Origin of the sequence: Exiguobacterium sp. s36 (assembly GCF_018618345.1) — a bacterium.
GTDB lineage: Bacteria > Bacillota > Bacilli > Exiguobacteriales > Exiguobacteriaceae > Exiguobacterium > Exiguobacterium chiriqhucha.
In genome coordinates, this window is sequence record NZ_JACSLW010000001.1 from 261445 (window position 1) to 278658 (window position 17214).

Below are 17214 nucleotides of genomic sequence, written 5' to 3' on the forward strand. Positions count from 1 at the left end.
CACAATTTATTCTTATCTAAACATAGATTATCCTTCACTGATTCGCTATACTTAGGACGGAACCATTTCAAGGAGGGACTCACTATGCATATTAACTCTGTTCGCCCACAAAGCGAAAACCCGTTCGAGAACGACGTACAGTGCAAACGTAACGATGCCATCGATTCAGCAATCGGCTTCATCGTCCCGTTCAGCTTTTTCTTCACCATCTTCGCGATTGGTGTCCTCATCAAGTTTTTGAGCTTATAAGTCAGTCAGAAAGCGATTGCCCCGGGGGAGCAATCGCTTTTTTAGTTTATCATAGTTTTTCATGGCGGTACTGCCTTCGTCACAATCCCGCGACACCGATTTCGTTCACAGACGACCATCCCGTCCTCGTCCGTCCGTAATACCCGCTTTCCCTCGAGACGTTGCAGCGTCTCAAGATGCGGATGTCCGTAACGATTGTTCCTTCCGACACTGATGATGATCCATTCCGGATTGATTCGGTTCAACAGCGCCTCACTTGACGATGTGTTCGACCCATGATGCCCTAGTTTGAACACATCGACGTCAACGGTCGGAATCCTATCTTCCCGCGCGTCCGGCAAATCCCCTGTCAATAAATACGTGAGCGCCCCGACCTGCATGAACAGCGACACCGAGTTCGCGTTCTCGTCCTCGCCCGCCTCATTCGGTGCGACGACCTGCATCCACGGGTACGGCCTGTCCCCGCTCGACAGGAGCCGGACCGGGACTTGATAGGCCGCCAGCTCGGCCAGTAACTCGTCTCGTTTGCCTTGATCCGCTACTTCCGCCGAGAGCCACACCTCATCGACTTCGATGGACGAGAGCAAACCGGACAGTCCGCCGACGTGATCATGATCGGCATGGGTAAGCAATAAGAAGTCGAGGCGCGTCTCCCCTCGCTTCCATATGTACGGGGCGACGACGTCCGCTCCCGGGTCATAGGTGGACCGTTTCGATTCTTTCGGGTCTTGAAACACTCCGCCGACATCGATGACTCCCGTGACCTCGCCGTACTCGACGACGACGGCATCGCCTTGTCCGACGTCTAAAAACGTGACGCGCGGCTCTTCGACCCATTCAAGGACGCCATGCATGAGCAAGAGCGCAATCACGGCAAGCCCCCAACCGCTCCATCGTTTCCACTCAAGGAGCATCAATCCGCCCCACAGGACGACAGCGAGGCCAAGAGCGTGCCAAAACGTAAACTCATGCAGCGGAAGCCAAGGCCGCCAATCGTGATGCAGGGCGAACGTCCCATTCAGGCCATCGAGGATCGGATGCAGGAGCGGTTCAGCGGTCGGCACGATATACGCGAACAGGGCGAGCGGAATGACGATCCAGGAAATTAAGAAAGCGCCGACGACGTTATACACGGGTGCTAACACCGATATAATCGGTTGAACGGGCCATAACAAGATGAGCCCGAACCATTGAGCATATACGGCCAGCCCGAACGGTCCTGTCCAAATCGGGCGAGTCACGAGCAAGAACAACGTCATCGCAACCGTCAACTGGAACCCTAAATTCCATAGCAAGTACGGTTGCAACGCGAGCAAGAACGCCGCGCACCAACTGAGCAACCGAATCGGGTCGCGGACACGGTAACCGAACAGTGACAGCCCGAGCAACACGTCGGCGACGAGCACGGCCCGCGCCACTGGCGGCGAAAACCCGGTCAACCATCCGAACAACGTGACCACAACGAGAATCAACATTGTCTTCGTCTCTCGTCGGAGCGGCAACGGCCGCGTCGTCCAACGCAATCCGAGCACGAGGAGCGCGATATGTGACCCGGAGATGACGAGCAGATGGAGCAGACCGGTCACCCGGTAAGAAAACGAGGTATCCTCATCGAGCAACCGACTCTCCCCGAACAATAACGCCTCCATATAAAGCGCCACATCCGGCCGATACGTCGTCTCGATTCTTGCGAGCTGTCGTTCCTTCCAACGGAGCATCCGTCCACTCATGCCGTCACTCGGACGACACGCCTCGATGGCGACGTCACTCCCTTTAAACGCAAGTCCGGCCCCGTACGCCCAAGCCGCCTCGTCGAACCCACCCGTATTGCGCAACGGTGCGAACGGGGTCTGCTTGAACGTGACGAGGCACGTCTCTCCGGGACGACCGAGCGAGAGGTCACGACCGGTCAACACACCTTCCCTTCCGTCGATTTGTCCATACAGCCGCCCCGATTGGCCATTGTCCCGCCGGCTCTCGATGGCGAACAGATAGGGTCCGTCCACAGGCAACGGCTCGGCGTCAGGACGCACGAACACGAACAGGACGAGCAGGACGGCACCAATGTGCGCATAGACGGATTGACCACGCCAAGTGAAGGCGATGGCGACAGACAACAGGAGGCAGAGGGCGACTGATCCGTGTATCCCGGCAATGAATAGGCTGATTGGCAACAATGGATATAGTGGCATGTCATGGAACCAAGAGATAACCTTCCATACTTTCTAACGTCTTCTCCCCGAACCCTTTGACGTTGCCGATCTCTTCGTATGACTTGAACGGTCCATGCTGTTTCAAATGATTGAGAATCGCCTCGGCTTTGGCCGGACCGATGCCCGGTACGGTCATCAATTCGTCCTTCGTCGCACTGTTGACATGAACCCCGTTCGTCCCCCCGCCCGCTTCTTCAGCGGCCGGCACAACGACCGTCTCCCCTTTTTTCGGGACGCTCACTTTCGTCCCATCGACGAGCAATTGGGCCAAATTCAATTGTTCGGGATCAGCCTCGTCCGTCAAGACGGCGAGAGACAACACATCTCCGACACGGGCCCCTTGTGGCATCGTATACATATCGGGCGCCTCGACCGCCCCGGTCACATAGACGACGATTTCGGTCGGGACGCTCGGCTCGATTTCCGGCTTGGGTGTCGCCACGAACTGTTCGACCATCGGCGTCTCCGGTTCTTTCGAGTAAAACATATAGCCCACCCCAATGAATAATCCGACGAGCAGCACGACGACATACCGTCTCCACTTTTCCATACGTCTCCTCCTCGCGTGAGTCTCCCCTCTAGTATGAGCAAATAGACATCGGTGCGCCCGTTCCTCCTTTGACGATTCTGACGCGCTTATGACCCTGATGGACGTGTGTCGCATCCGCTTCGAGACGACAAAAAAGAGACAAGCCGAAACTTGTCTCAGTTCTCTTCAAAATGTTGGACTTGGCTCGCGAGTGCGGCGGCCTGCCCTTCTAACTCCTGCATCAAGGCGAAAATTTGATCGAAGCTCGCTTGTTGCTCTTTCATCGAGGCCGCGACTTCTTCATTGCCCGCCGCGAGTTCCTCGGTCACGCCGCTCACTTCCTCGACCCGTTTCAAGACGTTCGTGACTTCCGTGCTCGATGCGACCATCTCGCGCTCGATCGTCCCGACGAACGAGGCGACGTGATCGGTCCGGTCATGGATTCGACTGAACGCCTGCTTCGTCAATCCGAACGCCTCGAGCTGTGCCGTCTGCTCACGACTCGACTCTTCGACCATGTCCGTCAAGCGGGCGACCTCATCGCGAATCGTCTGGACGACTCCGAAAATCGAACGTGTCGCCACGTTACTTTCTTCAGCCAGTTTCTTGACTTCGCTGGCAACGACTGCAAACCCTCGTCCGGCCTCGCCAGCCCGTGCAGCCTCGATGGCGGCGTTCAAGGCGAGCAGGTTCGTCTGGGCGGCGACGTCTTCCACGAGTTTCGCCATTTTCTCAATCTCTTCGGTCTTCCGGGCGAAGTCATCCATCCGATTGACGAGTGATGCGTTGCGCGCGCTAGAGCGCTCTAGAATCGCTTCCTGGTCCGTCAGCGTCTCGATACCGGCCGCGACTTCACGAGTCATCTCGGTCGTCTGTTCAGTCGTCTGCTTCGTCTGGTTCAAACTCGTCTCGAACGAGGTCGCCATGATGCCGACCGATTCGAGCGTCTCTTGCAGTTCCGTTGCAATCGACTGCGCCCCGTTCGCCATCTCATCGACTGCATTCGTGATGTTCGACGTCGTGCTGACCACGGCCTCGTTCTCGGCGGCCGCTGTCTCCGTCATATCGTTCACTTTCATCGAAGTGACGCGAATGGACCCGATGACCGTCTGGAGCGACATCGTCATCTCTTGCATGGCCCGCTCTAACCGTCCGATTTCATCACGGCGCGTCGAATCCGGCAACGTGATTAACCGGCCGGCCGCGATTGCTTCCGCCGCCTCAACGTTTCGCTCGAGCGGATGGGTGATCGAGCGGGCGAAGAAGAAGTTATAGACACTGAGTGCGCCGATGACGAAGACCGTCAACAATACCGATACGAGCAGGAGACGTTTCGTCTCGCTCGCCGCCTCGGCCTGTAGCGCCTCATAGAACGTACCATTTTTCAAGAGGAGCGTGTTCACATCGTTCAATACTCCTTCGAGTTTGGCGGCTTGAATCCGGGCCGCAATTCCGCCGGCCTCGGCCGTCTCCACTTCAGCTTCAATCCGTTCATACTTCGTTGTCGCCCGTTCAAGGTGCGTCGCGAACTCCGGAATCAGATATGTCTGTTCGAGCATCGCAAACGTTTCTCCGTTCGTCGCCCGGATGCGCTCGAGTTGCGTCAGCGTCGATTGACTCATCTGCTCGCCGAGCGATGTCCAAAGTGACTGTTCTTGCAAGAGCGACGTCTCGAGCTGTGACAGCTCGATCATTTGCGTCCCATACTGTTCATTGTACGTCTGCAGACGATTGAGTGTCGTCAAAACGTAACTCATCATCAACACAATCAACAAGACCGTGAACACGGTCGAAAAGATAAACCGTTTCCGTAAACTCATTTCAGCGTCCCCTCCATCAACTGTTTCTGAAACGCCTCAAACTGTTTTGTCTCTTCTTCATCCCACTGGACACGACGAAGAGCGGCCAAACCGACACCGCCTTGATCGATTCCGAGTTCGACGTGGGTATTGAACGCCTCGTTCTCGAGTCGATTCGCGATTTCAACGATGGCCAAATCAACTTGTTTCAACATCGACGTGATGACCGCGTCCGGTGCAATCATCGATTGATCACTGTCGACCCCGATGGCCTTCACACCGTTCCGCTCAGCCGCCTCTAGAACTCCGACCCCTGTCAGTCCTGCAGCGGCGTATAACACGTCCGCTCCGGCTTCAATCTGTTTCTCTGCCAATTCGCGCCCGATTTCAGGTGATGCAAAATCGTTCGCATAGTCGACGAGCATCGTCACGTCATCGTTGACACTTTTCGCTCCGAGTTCGAAGCCAGTCCCAAACTTTTGAATCAGTTCGTTGTCGACGCCCCCGATAAATCCGATTTTGTTCGATTCCGTCTCGAGCCCCGCGACTGCACCGGCTAGCGCACTTCCTTCCGTCTCTTTGAACGTCACGGACATGACGTTCGGTAACGTCGATACGGCATCGATCAACGCGAACTGTTGCTCCGGATGTTCGGCCGCTACCGCTTCCAAGTCCTCTTGACAAGCGAACCCGAGCCCGATGATGACGTCATGTCCGTCGGCGACGAGCTGTTCGAACCCGGCCTTGTACGTTTCCGTCTCATCCAACTCACGGTAATCGACGAACCATTCCCCCGTCTCACGGAGTTGTCCCATGCCGCGCATCGCCGCATCGCTGAATGACTGGTCCCCGAGACCAACATCAGACAAGACGACGCCCATCGATTGACGGGTTTCAACGGTTGCTTCCGGTTGGTCAATCACAGACTGACAACCTGGCAACCAAGTCACACATGCGGCCAACAAGCCGATGATGAGTGATTTCTTCATAATCGCTACTTCCTCTCTCTAATGGTCTGACATCTCACTTATCGTCAGAAACCGATCGAGTTTGAAGCCTTTCGTTTCAAATTTAGGGGAATTTGAGTGAAACAAAAAAAGCCACAGACGATGACTTGTCTGTGGCTCCCTACTTATTCTTCCGTCGCGGCGAACGTTGACTCGCTCAACTCGCGATTCGCACTCGGCTGAACGTTGCCTTTTCCAGCAAAGTTGTCGAGTAAATCTTTCATATCGATTCCTGACGACGCTTTGAGCGTCTGTTGCAGCGATGCCATCAAGTCGGTGGCGTAACCCGTGACTTTGCCGGCTCCGCCGTCTTTGCCGCTGCCCGTATCGACGACCGTAATCTTGTCGATATTGCCAAGCGGTGCTGCGATTTGTTTCGCATAATCCGGAAGCATCTTGACGACCATGTCGATTATGGCGGCTTGACCATACTGCTCGAACGCTTCGGCAATCTTTTGTTTCGCTTCGGCTTCAGCGAGACCCGTCAAGCGGATAATGTCGGCTTCGGCTTCCCCTTTGGCCCGTTCCGAATCGGCCTCGGCCACACCGGCGAGGCGGACCCGTTCGGCGTCGGCTTTCGCTTCCGCTTCGATGCGGTACTTCTCGGCGTCGGCTGCGGCGATTTGACGTGCCTTGTCGGCTTCGGCTGACTGCTCGATTGCGTAACGGTCGGCGTCGGCTTTCTTCTTCACTTCAGAATCGTACTGTTTCTCACGACGCATGATCTCTTTCTCTTCGAGCTCGATTTGCTTTTGACGTTCGATGATTTGGACCTGCATCTGTTGCTCGGTGACTTCTTGCTTCGCTTTCGCTTCTTCGAGCTCATACGCTTGGTCGGCGCGGGCTTTGGCGACGTCTTGTTCACGGCGATACGCTGCGATGCGAAGCTGGTTCTCTTTCTCGGCTTCCGCGATTTCTGAAGCACGTTCGAGTTCCGCTTTCTTCGCGTCCTTCATCGCTTCTGCTTGTTTGATGCGCGTCTCTTTGTCCGCTTCGGCCGTGGCGATATCGGCATCTCGTTTCACTTGCGCGATTCGCGGCTTCCCGAGTGATTCAAGATAGCCGTTCTTGTCACGAACATCTTTGATGGTGAACGAGACGATAACGAGCCCCATCTTGGCCAAGTCTTGTGAGGCAACGCGTTGCACTTCTTGTGAGAACTTATCACGGTTCTTATAAATCTCTTCAACTGTCATTGAACCGAGAATCGAACGGAGGTGACCTTCGAGCACTTCTTTCGCCTCGTTCTCGCGTTCGATTTTCGGTTTGCCGAGGAATTGTTCGGCCGCCGTGGCAATCTCACTGATCGAGCCGCCGATTTTGATGATGGCCGTCCCGTCCGCCATGACCGGTACACCTTGCTCGGTATACACTTCCGGCGTCGTCACTTCGAGCTTGCTCGAGAGAAGACTGAGTGGTTCAGCCTGCTGGAACACCGGCAAGACGAACGTTCCGCCCCCACGGATAATCTTCACACGGTTGCCTGACGCGTCGCTATGGACGTTCTTTTTCCCTAAGTAGCTGCCGGTAACGATGAGTGCCTCATCTGGTCCGACCGTGCGATACTTCAACACGAAGACGAAAATTAAGGCGAGCAAAATCACCCCGACGATAATACTGGCTAAAATAGCTGTGTTCATACGTTAAAACTCCTTTCGGATTGTCGGTTCGTCATACTCCATGACGACCGCAATGTTTCGTTCGACTTCGATGATGACGACGCGTTGTGTCGTATCGATGGCTTTTCCGTCGACACTCTTGGCCGTTTTTAGTACGGATCCCGTTACAGATTCGACGAGCACTTCGCCAAACCCACCTTCTGGGACCGGGACCGTCAATCGACCAATCAGGCCGACGAGGGATTCATCGGTCATTCCGATCGATTCTTCCGCGTTCGATAGCGGCAAGAGGACGAATAAGTACAGGAGCGTCGTGAGCGCGAATGAACCGACGAGGGCGACGGCAAGCCCTATCATTGGCGACACGTGGGCAAGCGCATTTAAAATCAATCCGATTCCCGCACCGAGCGCTAAAAAGGATAAGATGACGGCGGGATTGAACCAACCATCAAATACATCGAACGCATCTGAAAAAATCATGTACACGAATGTACCGAGACCCGCGATGATGAGTACCCACCAATACAGCTGATCTAACGATTCCATTACCACTCCTCCTCGGCGCGACGCTGTCGTTCGTACGAAAGGACGCGGCGCAAATGTTCGACTTCGAGCGCGAGCGCCTGTTCAATCGTGTCCCACTCTGCCAACGGTCGGGTCGGTTGATTGACCGACTGTCGGACCCGTCCTAACGTCTGCTCGAGACGTAAACGATCATAGCGGTCGACCGCCTCCATCCGTTCTTGTCGCAGAAGTGACAAATAGTGATCGACTTCCGCTTGTAACGCAATGATTTGCTCGGTCGCCGCTTCCGACGATTCCTGCATGAGCAAGCGACGCACCCTGACTTGATGGGCGATCAGTTTTGCAATCCGAGCTTCTAGCTCGAGAATATGTTTATAGAGAGATTCTGCCTCATCTTCATCCGTGTCATCGCGCCACCACATCTCCGACTCACCTCGCTTCTTTCTTTACTCACTTGTCTATACGTTTAGAGCGAAACTTTGGTTTCAAAATAACTAAAAAAAATGTAAGATTGATTTGCTAGCGTTAGAAAGGAAGTGCTCACATTGGGCAATCAAGTCATTAAATTATCAGCTACCGCCCAGGAGGAACTCATCGCGAGTTATCGGGCCCATTCAGTCAATCCTCCGCCACACGCACGATTCAGTGCTAAAACACCTCAGTGTGTGATTACGGTCTACAATTCGGGTAAAGTCATGTTCCAAGGACGTGATGCCGACACGGAAGCCGCCAAATGGGGAACGAGCATTAAAAAAGAACCGAGCGTTCCGAAAAATGTTCTGCCGGAAGGCTTTTCGGACTGGTCTGTCATCGGGAGCGACGAAGTCGGAAAAGGTGATTATTTCGGACCGCTCGTCGTCGTCGCCGCCTACGTGCCAAAAGAGAAAATCGCTCTCGTCAAAGAGCTCGGGGTCAAAGACTCCAAACTGCTGTCGGACACAGAGATCGTCCGAATCGCCAAAGACTTGCACGTCACCATCACCTATCAGAAGGCGACGTTGCACAATCCGGCGTATAATAAAATGCAACGGACGATGACGCAAGGCAAAATGACGGCCGTCGCCCATAACGCCGCCTTGTCGGCCTTATTACAGAAGCTCGATGCGACACCGGACGCCATTTTAATCGATCAGTTCGCTGAAAAGAACATCTACTATAACCACCTTCGGTCCGAAAAAGCAGTCGTCAAAGACGACGTCTATTTCTCGACGAAAGCGGAAGGACTGCATGTCGCCGTGGCCGCCGCCTCGATTCTCGCTCGCGCCTTGTTCTTAAAAGAAATGGACAAGTTAAGTGCGACACTCGGGGTCACGTTACCGAAAGGCGCCGGCGCCAAAGTCGACCAAGTCGCGGCCGATTTGATTCTTCGTTATGGTCAATCCCGTTTGAACGAGGTCGCGAAAGTTCACTTCGCCAACACGAAAAAAGCAATCCGGTTGAGCGAGTTGAAACGATAGTCCTACATTTGTAGATATGGTATATTATTTTTAGGGTTTAATGAACTTAAAAATTTTTGGAGGATAGCGTTCATGTTGCATTATAAAACGTACACATTAAGCGACGACCATCCTTGGGTCATCTTCATCCATGGCGCGGGTGGAAGTCTGTCGCATTGGTATCGTCAAATTCGGCCGTTCAAAAAGAAATATAACGTGCTCCTGCTCGACCTACGCGGACATGGCGGCTCTTACAACGCAGAACAGTCGTTGAATCAACCGCTGAACGCGTATACGCTCGATGTCGTTGTCGAAGACGTCGTCGAGGTCATGGACCACTTACAGATTGAAAAAGGCCACATGGTCGGCCTATCGCTCGGGACGATTGTCATTCAAGCGATGTTCGAGCACCATCCGGAACGAATCGCTTCAGTCGTGCTCGGCGGGGCCATCGTCAAGTTCAACGTCCGCTCGACGTTGTTGATTCGCCTCGGTAGTCTCGTACAGAGCTTCGTGCCGTACATGTGGCTATATCAGCTGTTCGCGTGGATTTTATTACCGAAGAAGCGTCATAAGAAATCACGCATGATGTTCGTCCGCGATGCGGCCAACCTGTGTCAACGCGAGTTCATCCGCTGGTTCAAGATGACCGAGAATATGAATCCGTTGCTTCGTCATTTCTCTTCGATCGAGACGAACGTACCGATTCTCTATATTATGGGTGACGAGGACTACATGTTCCTCGAAGCCGTCGAACGGACTGCGAAACATCAGCCGACGGCTCGTGTCCAAGTCGTCACTGACTCGGGCCATGTCGTCAATGTCGACCAACCCGATCATTTCAATTCAATCTCGATGGCATTCATCGATCAACAAGTTGGCTCACTTGCAGCCAGCACGTCTTAATACGAGACGATCCTTCATTGGGTCGTCTTTCTTTTTGAGCGGTTTTCAATTTTTTTCAAATTAATTTTCAGAAAATATTGATTATTGAAAAATATCGTGTTACTCTTAGACAAATCTTAACAAACGGAGGAGCTGGCAATGATGAAAACCCATGCGCAACACGGCCTACTGATTATTATTCGACTGAGGGACTGAAAATCGACTCGATGACCGAGACGAATTTTTGGGCCCTTGTTTCGATGGTTTCGGACGAGGCGCTCATGGTATGACCGACGCGCCTATCCCATCCGGATAGGTTTTTTTATTGGATTGACACACATAGAGGAGATGATGGAAGTGAAACAGTACGCAATGGACCGAATGATCAAAATATCAGCAGGAATGGCAAGCGCCGTCCTCGTCACGCTCGGGGTTGGACTCTTAATTGAAACGATTGGGAAGATGGCCGGCATCGAGACACTCGTCTTGATCGGGCAAGTCGCGAAATCATTGCTCGCCCCGGCACTCGGTGCCGGTGTCGCTTATCAGCTCGGCGGCAATACGCTCATTTTGTTCAGCTCGATGATTGCGGCAACCGTTGGTGGTGCGGCGCTCCAAGCGACCGAGAGCGGGCTCGTCCTCGTGCCCGGTCAACCGATCAGCGCCTTGATTGCAGCAGCGGCTGCGGTCTGGTTAGGCAAACGTGTCCTCGGGAAAACGAAATTTGATATGATGGTCGTCCCGGTCACGGCTGTCCTTGGAGGCGGCATCGTCGGAGTCGGCGCAGCAGCCGTCACGACACCGCTCATCAACTCAATCAGCGCCAGCATCACCGCTTCGGTCAATACGTCTCCAATCGCGACATCGCTCGTCATCGCGCTCGTATTTAGTGTCATGCTCATGTCACCTGCTTCGTCGGCCGCACTCGCCATCGCGCTTCAACTCGACCCGGTCGCCAGTGCCGCCGCGTTGATCGGATGTACGGCCCAGTTCGTCGGCTTCACGCTCATGGCATATCGTCAAACAGATCCAGGCGGTTTGGTCGCCTCGTTCTTCGTCACACCGAAAGTCCAGTTCCCGAACGTCGTCAAAAACCCTCGCGTCGTCATGCCGCCTTTCATCGCGGCGATGATCAGCGCGCCGATTGCGACGCTCGTCTTCTCACTCGAAGTCCCTTATGAAATCGCGGGACTCGGGCTCAACTCATTGATTGCGCCGCTCAACATCCTTGCCGCGCAAGGAATGGACGCGTTCCTCATCTTCGTTGGAACGGGAGTTGTCCTTCCGGCCGTCATCACGCTCGTCTTGTATAAAGTGACATGCCTCGTCGGTTGGACAAAGTTCGGCGACTTGGCTCTTGAAGTCCAGTAAACTCAAAAAAGGTGTCCACACGTGGTGGACACCTTTTTAGGTTATGCGCGAACTTCCGCACCGTGTGCCGTTTGAACGGCAGTGAGAATCGCTTCATACGACGCCGCCACTTCTTCATCTTGAAGGGTGCGGGTCGGATCTTGATACTTGAGCGAGAAGGCGATTGATTTCTCATCGTCCCCTACGTTCTCCCCGATATAGACATCGAACAAGGCGAGGTCAATCAAGAGCGGTCCTGCCGCCTGTTTGATGGTCGCTTCGACTTGACCGGCCGGGATGTCCCGTTTCAACACGAGCGCCAAATCACGTGTGATGGATGGGAAACGTGGTACGTCTTCATAGATGAGCTCGGCTGACTGTTGCAACACGTCCAAGTCGAGTTCGAACACGTACACTTCTTTCAATCCATACACGTCTTTCGACACGCCTGGGTGGACTTGTCCGACGTAACCGATGACACGTCCGTCGATGAGCACGTTTGCGGTACGACCTGGGTGCATATCGGCAATCACGGCCGCTTCATACGTCGCTTCGACACGTAGCGCAGACAAGAGCGTCTCAACGGCTCCTTTGGCGACGAAATAGTCGACCGGGACACGCGTACCTTGTGAACGGTGATCGAACCAAAGTCCCGTCAATACGCCGGCGACGCGCTCCGTTTCACGTGGCAACGTCTCGCCTTGTTCAACATAGACGCGTCCTGTCTCATACAATCGCACGTTCGCTTGTTGACGCGACGTATTGTAACGAGCCGCCTCCAACAGACCTGGAATGAGCGATGTCCGGAGTACCGAACGCTCTTCGCTCATCGGCATTGCCAAGTTCACTTGCGTCAAGTCGGCTCCACTGAAGCGTGAGGCGTTCCCGACGCTCGTGAGCGAGTACGTGATCGCTTGCGACAATCCTGCGCCTTGGAGGATGCGACGGACGCGACGGCGCAACACGTTTTCTTTCGGGAGGTACCCTTTCGAGTGTGACGCCGGAAGGCTCGACGGAAGACTGTCATAGCCATAGAGGCGTGCCACTTCTTCCGTGATGTCAGCCGGCAACTCCAAGTCAGGGCGACGCGACGGTACGTGGACCGTCAACGTCTCGTCCCCGGTCACATCGAGACCGAGACGTTCCAAGATGCGGACAATCGTCTCTTGCTCGAGGTCCATTCCGAGTCGATGGTTGATATAAGCGACCGAGACATCAATCGTCCGAGCCGCAGAGTCTTTGTCCCCAGCGATGACGATGTCGCTAATTGTGCCACCGCTCACTTCGACGATGAGTTCGGCCGCACGGTCAAGGGCCAATTGTAACCGTTCCGGGTCGACCCCTTTTTCAAAGCGGGCACTCGAATCCGAGCGTAAACCGAGCGTACGGCTCGTCTTACGGACCGATGCCGGTGCGAAGTAGGCCGACTCGAGGATGATACTCGACGTCGTCGCATCGACTTCGGTGTTCGCTCCACCCATGACGCCGGCGATGGCGACAGGCTGCTCGCCGTCCGTGATGACCATCATCGAGGCATCGAGCGTGCGCGTCACGTCATCGAGCGTGACGATTTCTTCCCCGTCATGTGCTTGACGAACAGCAATCGTCGTTCCGAGTTTCGCCGTATCGAACGCATGAAGCGGTTGACCGAGCTCGAGCATGACGTAGTTCGTCACATCGACGACGTTGTTGATTGGGCGGACGCCTTCTGCGATCAAAATATTTTTCAACCATTGTGGCGAGTCACCGATGACGACGCCGTCGACACGGCGTGTCGCATAGTACGGACAGTTATCTGTCTCGAGACGAACGCTGACCGTGTTCGCGACATCTGTCGTCACGTCGGCAGTCGGTAATGTGTATGGGCGCTCAAGGATGGCCGCGACTTCATGAATGATCCCGTAAAGGCTTAAGCAATCCGAACGGTTCGGTGTCAATCCGAGCTCAATCACTTCATCGTCGAGGTCTAACAGGCGGATGACGTCCGCACCGACTTCGACCGGTTCGCGGAACGTGTGAATGCCGTCCTGCTCGTCTTCGCGAATTTGTTTTTTCTCGAACCCGAGTTCCTCGAGCGAGCAAATCATCCCTTGCGACTCGACGCCGCGCAGCTTCGCTTTCTTGATTTTAAGTCCTGGGAGACGAGCTCCGACCGTCGCCACGATGACGTGTTGACCGGCGGCGACGTTCGGCGCGCCACAGACGATTTGAACCGGGCTGTCCGCACCGATATCGACCGTCGTCACGTTCAATTTGTCGGCCTCAGGATGCTTCTCGCAAGCGAGGACATGCCCGACGACGAGTCCCGACAAGCCTTCCGACCGGCTGACGACGCTTTCGACTTCAATCCCGTTTTTCGTGATTAAGTCGCCGAGCGTTTGTCCGCTCAAATCGGATACATCAATATATTGATTCAACCATTTTTTTGATAATAACATGTGTGATCCCCCTTAGAATTGCTCGATGAAGCGTAAGTCGTTTGTATAGAAGTGACGGATATCGTCCACCCCATGTTTTAACATCGCCATCCGTTCGACACCGATTCCGAATGCGAATCCAGACATCTTCGTCGAATCATAGCCTGCCATCTCGAGCACGCGTGGATGCACCATCCCGCTACCAAGAATCTCAATCCAGCCTGTCTTCTTACAGACGTTGCAGCCTTTGCCGCCGCACTTGAAACAAGAGATGTCGACTTCGACCGACGGCTCCGTGAACGGGAAGAAACTTGGACGGAGACGAATCTCACGCGTCTCACCGAACAACTGCTTGACGAACGATTCGAGCGTCCCTTTCAAATCGGCCATCGAGATATGCTCATCGATGACGAGCCCTTCGATTTGCATGAACTGATGCGAGTGCGTCGCGTCATCCTCATCGCGACGGTACACTTTACCCGGGCAGATGATGCGAATTGGTTTCCCTTCGGCTTGGAGCATCGTCCGTGCTTGAACAGGAGACGTATGCGTCCGGAGAAGCGTCTCGTCTGTCACATAGAACGAATCCTGCATATCGCGGGCCGGATGATCTTTCGGGAGGTTGAGCATCTCGAAATTGTACAAATCCGTCTCGACTTCCGGACCTTCGGCAATCGTATAGCCGAGACCGACGAACAAGTCTTCCATCTCATCGACGATCTGTTGAAGCAAGTGGGTGTGTCCTGGTAGAGACGTCCGACCCGGGAGCGTGACATCAATCGTTTCAGCCGCCAGTTTCGCTTCGAGCTCGACTGCCTTCACTTCCTCAATCCGTGCCTCTAACGTGTCTTGGATTGTCGTCCGGACCGTGTTGACGAGTTCACCCACGACTGGTCGTTCTTCAGGTGAGAGTTTCCCCATCCCGCGAAGCACCTCGGTCATCGGCCCCTTTTTCCCTAAATATTTGATGCGGACATCGTTCAACTCTTTTTGCGAAGATGCCGCTTGAATCTCTTGCAACGCCTCTTGTTGTAATTGTTCCAACTGTTCTTTCATTCTTATTTCCTCCTCTACAAAAAAAGTCCCTTCAGTCGATGACTGAAGGGACGAATAATCGCGGTACCACCCTACTTGGCCGAAATCGGCCCACTTGAGAGCATCGGTATCGGGATGCTACTTCGGTGTTGTCTCCAACACGACTCGAGAGTGAATTCAGCGCCGCCCAAGGCATCGGCTCGCAGTCTCGGCCCATGCTCCCTGTACTCGTTCGGTAGTTCGCGTACTATGCTCTTTCAACGTCTATTCGATATTTTGTTCGATGTAATTAACCTATCACGATTTGTCAGTGCTGACAAGGTTATTGTAGCGCAATCCGATACATGAGAATACCGGCCGCGACGGCCGCGTTCAACGATTCGGCATCGCCGAGAACCGGGATATGGACACGCGTGTCACACAAGTCGAGCACGTCTTGACGTACGCCTTGTGCCTCGTTGCCGATGACGAGCGCGACCTTCTCACTAAAATCGACTTGCTCGTACGATGTCGCTTTCGCGAGAGCCGTGCCGTAAATCTGGAAGCCTTCGTTCTTCAATTCAGGCAACGTCTCGAGCAAATCGACCGAGCTCACGTTGACGTGGAACAAAGAACCTTGTGTCGCGCGCACGACTTTGGCATTGAACGGGTCGACCGTCCCTTTGCCGAGAAGGACCGTATCAAAGCCGGCCGCGTCCGCCGTCCGAATCATCGTCCCAAGGTTACCTGGGTCTTGGATGCGATCGAGGACGAGCACATGTTTCATCTTTCGTTCGACCGGGGCCATCTTGACGACAGCGAACACACCTTGCGTTTTCTCCGTCTCTGATAACAAATCGGCCACATGGTCGGATAGTTCGAGGACAGGCATCTCATCAAGGCGCCATGATCCTTTCGGGGTATACGACTCCCCCATAATCAGCTGGACGAGACGTCCGGCACGGATGGCCTCGTCGACCAAATGCTCGCCTTCGACCAAAAATTGTCCGGACTCTTGTCTGCCTTTTTTCGTCATCAAACGCTTTAAGCGCTTAATCGTCTCACTTTTCGTAGACGTGATTTTCGTCATATTATCCCTCTTTCAACCATTGAACCGTTTCGTGGTCGAGTCGTTTCGTGAGCGCTACGACCAAATCGACGGCTGCTTCATAATCTGCTTTGTGAATGATTGAGACATTCGTATGCAAATAACGGACCGGTACCGTGAGCGCGACGGCCGGCATCCCGACACCTGCCAAATGGAAGCGGCCAGCGTCCGTTCCACCGCCCGGCGTCAAATCCAATTGGTACTTGATGTCGTTCTCTTTCGCCACTTCGACGATCAAATCGATGAGGCGCGGGTTCGTGATGGTCGTCGCATCGAAGAAGATGACTTGAACGCCTTCCCCGAGTTTCGACAATCCTTCTGCCGGTGTCATCCCTGGTGTATCTCCAGGAATACCCGTATCGACGGCGATGGCGACGTCCGGTTTGACCAAGTTGGCAGCCGTGACGGCACCGCGCAACCCGACTTCTTCTTGGACCGTCGCTCCAGTAAAGACAACACCCGGAACTTCGTCGTCTTTCAATCGTTTCGCCGCCTCGATGGCGATGGCACAACCGATTCGGTTATCCCACGCTTTGGCCATCAAGAAGTCTTCATTTTTCATGACCGTGAACTCACAGTGTGGGACGACCGTATCGCCCGGGCGAATGCCCCACTCCGCGACTTGATCTTTCGACGTCGCACCGATATCGAGGAACATGTCTTTAATCTCGACAGGTTTCTTGCGCGCCTCGAGCGGAAGCACGTGCGGCGGTTTCGCACCGATGACTCCAGGGATTTTTTCGCCTGAGCGTGTGACGACGTCCATGCGTTGCGCGAGCAATACTTGGTTCCACCAGCCACCGAGCGCTTGGAAACGTAAGAAGCCCCCTTCTTCGATTCGTGTCACCATGAAGCCGACTTCATCCATATGGCCGGCAATCATGACACGCGGTCCATCCGCGTTGCCCGTCACCCGTCCAAACAGACTGCCTAACCCGTCTTGTTCGAACGCTTCCACGTGAGGCTCCAAGTATTCGCGCATCAATGAGCGGACTTCTCCTTCATTTCCCGGGACACCGGTGGCATCCGTCAAGCGTTTCAGCATATGTAATGATTCGTTCAT

General features: G+C 54.3%; 15 protein-coding genes. 4 read left to right on the plus strand and 11 right to left on the minus strand.

Annotated elements, in window-relative coordinates; translation table 11 throughout:
* Positions 1–84: 84 nt before the first annotated feature.
* Complete coding sequence (locus tag KNP95_RS01360) at positions 85–249, plus strand: YqzM family protein (protein ID WP_214835172.1); 165 nt, start codon at positions 85–87, stop codon at positions 247–249.
* A gap of 59 nt (positions 250–308) precedes the next feature.
* On the opposite strand, the gene KNP95_RS01365 is transcribed toward KNP95_RS01360, so the two are convergent.
* The 7 genes from KNP95_RS01365 to KNP95_RS01395 form a co-directional block, all read right to left on the minus strand.
* Positions 309–2441: a ComEC/Rec2 family competence protein gene (locus KNP95_RS01365; protein ID WP_214835173.1), complete on the minus strand. Its 2133-nt coding sequence runs from the start codon at positions 2439–2441 to the stop codon at positions 309–311.
* A gap of 1 nt (position 2442) precedes the next feature.
* Positions 2443–3012 (minus strand): helix-hairpin-helix domain-containing protein, encoded by a 570-nt coding sequence (locus KNP95_RS01370; protein ID WP_214802767.1) that lies wholly within the window; start codon positions 3010–3012, stop codon positions 2443–2445.
* 155 nt (positions 3013–3167) lie between these two features.
* On the minus strand, positions 3168–4811 hold the full coding sequence (locus KNP95_RS01375; protein WP_021065656.1) for a methyl-accepting chemotaxis protein: 1644 nt from the start codon (positions 4809–4811) through the stop codon (positions 3168–3170).
* Positions 4808–5779 carry a BMP family lipoprotein gene (locus KNP95_RS01380; RefSeq protein WP_214835174.1) on the minus strand — a complete coding sequence of 324 codons (972 nt, stop codon included), beginning with the start codon at positions 5777–5779 and terminating at the stop codon, positions 4808–4810. Before KNP95_RS01380 ends, KNP95_RS01375 begins: the two co-directional genes overlap by 4 nt.
* A 143-nt stretch (positions 5780–5922) precedes the next feature.
* The gene (locus KNP95_RS01385) at positions 5923–7437 is read right to left on the minus strand and encodes a flotillin lipid rafts scaffold protein FloT (RefSeq protein WP_214835175.1); all 1515 of its coding nucleotides are present in this window, start codon (positions 7435–7437) and stop codon (positions 5923–5925) included.
* A gap of 3 nt (positions 7438–7440) precedes the next feature.
* Positions 7441–7962, minus strand: coding sequence for an NfeD family membrane protein (locus KNP95_RS01390; protein WP_021065653.1), 522 nt, complete (start codon positions 7960–7962; stop codon positions 7441–7443).
* Positions 7962–8363 carry a hypothetical protein gene (locus tag KNP95_RS01395; RefSeq protein WP_021065652.1) on the minus strand — a complete coding sequence of 134 codons (402 nt, stop codon included), beginning with the start codon at positions 8361–8363 and terminating at the stop codon, positions 7962–7964. The genes KNP95_RS01390 and KNP95_RS01395 overlap by 1 nt, the downstream gene beginning before the upstream one ends.
* A 123-nt stretch (positions 8364–8486) precedes the next feature.
* On the opposite strand from KNP95_RS01395, the gene rnhC reads away from it, so the two are divergent.
* The 3 genes from rnhC (at position 8487) to KNP95_RS01410 (ending at position 11633) form a co-directional block, all read left to right on the plus strand.
* Positions 8487–9398 (plus strand): ribonuclease HIII, encoded by a 912-nt coding sequence (gene rnhC, locus KNP95_RS01400; protein ID WP_021065651.1) that lies wholly within the window; start codon positions 8487–8489, stop codon positions 9396–9398.
* Between the two features lie 72 nt (positions 9399–9470).
* Positions 9471–10283: an alpha/beta fold hydrolase gene (locus tag KNP95_RS01405; RefSeq protein WP_021065650.1), complete on the plus strand. Its 813-nt coding sequence runs from the start codon at positions 9471–9473 to the stop codon at positions 10281–10283.
* A 327-nt stretch (positions 10284–10610) separates the two neighbouring features.
* Positions 10611–11633, plus strand: coding sequence for a PTS sugar transporter subunit IIC (locus KNP95_RS01410; protein ID WP_034796886.1), 1023 nt, complete (start codon positions 10611–10613; stop codon positions 11631–11633).
* Between the two features lie 41 nt (positions 11634–11674).
* Here the strand turns inward: KNP95_RS01410 and pheT are convergent, their stop codons facing one another.
* From pheT to KNP95_RS01430, 4 genes are all read right to left on the minus strand, one after another.
* Positions 11675–14050 (minus strand): phenylalanine--tRNA ligase subunit beta, encoded by a 2376-nt coding sequence (gene pheT / locus KNP95_RS01415; protein WP_214835176.1) that lies wholly within the window; start codon positions 14048–14050, stop codon positions 11675–11677.
* A gap of 12 nt (positions 14051–14062) precedes the next feature.
* On the minus strand, positions 14063–15085 hold the full coding sequence (gene pheS / locus KNP95_RS01420; RefSeq protein WP_214835177.1) for a phenylalanine--tRNA ligase subunit alpha: 1023 nt from the start codon (positions 15083–15085) through the stop codon (positions 14063–14065).
* Positions 15086–15386: 301 nt separating this feature from the next.
* Complete coding sequence (locus KNP95_RS01425) at positions 15387–16133, minus strand: TrmH family RNA methyltransferase (RefSeq protein ID WP_214835178.1); 747 nt, start codon at positions 16131–16133, stop codon at positions 15387–15389.
* Position 16134: 1 nt separating this feature from the next.
* On the minus strand, positions 16135–17214 hold the full coding sequence (locus tag KNP95_RS01430; protein ID WP_021065645.1) for a M42 family metallopeptidase: 1080 nt from the start codon (positions 17212–17214) through the stop codon (positions 16135–16137).

Excerpts from the sequence above, each read along its gene's own strand:
- KNP95_RS01360 (WP_214835172.1), top strand. The coding sequence starts at position 85 with ATGCATATTAACTCTGTTCGCCCACAAAGCGAAAACCCGTTCGAGAAC.
- KNP95_RS01365 (WP_214835173.1), bottom strand. The coding sequence starts at position 2,441 with ATGCCACTATATCCATTGTTGCCAATCAGCCTATTCATTGCCGGGATA.
- KNP95_RS01370 (WP_214802767.1), bottom strand. The coding sequence starts at position 3,012 with ATGGAAAAGTGGAGACGGTATGTCGTCGTGCTGCTCGTCGGATTATTC.
- KNP95_RS01375 (WP_021065656.1), bottom strand. The coding sequence starts at position 4,811 with ATGAGTTTACGGAAACGGTTTATCTTTTCGACCGTGTTCACGGTCTTG.
- KNP95_RS01380 (WP_214835174.1), bottom strand. The coding sequence starts at position 5,779 with ATGAAGAAATCACTCATCATCGGCTTGTTGGCCGCATGTGTGACTTGG.
- KNP95_RS01385 (WP_214835175.1), bottom strand. The coding sequence starts at position 7,437 with ATGAACACAGCTATTTTAGCCAGTATTATCGTCGGGGTGATTTTGCTC.
- KNP95_RS01390 (WP_021065653.1), bottom strand. The coding sequence starts at position 7,962 with ATGGAATCGTTAGATCAGCTGTATTGGTGGGTACTCATCATCGCGGGT.
- KNP95_RS01395 (WP_021065652.1), bottom strand. The coding sequence starts at position 8,363 with ATGTGGTGGCGCGATGACACGGATGAAGATGAGGCAGAATCTCTCTAT.
- KNP95_RS01405 (WP_021065650.1), top strand. The coding sequence starts at position 9,471 with ATGTTGCATTATAAAACGTACACATTAAGCGACGACCATCCTTGGGTC.
- KNP95_RS01410 (WP_034796886.1), top strand. The coding sequence starts at position 10,611 with ATGATGGAAGTGAAACAGTACGCAATGGACCGAATGATCAAAATATCA.
- pheT (WP_214835176.1), bottom strand. The coding sequence starts at position 14,050 with ATGTTATTATCAAAAAAATGGTTGAATCAATATATTGATGTATCCGAT.
- pheS (WP_214835177.1), bottom strand. The coding sequence starts at position 15,085 with ATGAAAGAACAGTTGGAACAATTACAACAAGAGGCGTTGCAAGAGATT.
- KNP95_RS01425 (WP_214835178.1), bottom strand. The coding sequence starts at position 16,133 with ATGACGAAAATCACGTCTACGAAAAGTGAGACGATTAAGCGCTTAAAG.
- KNP95_RS01430 (WP_021065645.1), bottom strand. The coding sequence starts at position 17,214 with ATGAACGAATCATTACATATGCTGAAACGCTTGACGGATGCCACCGGT.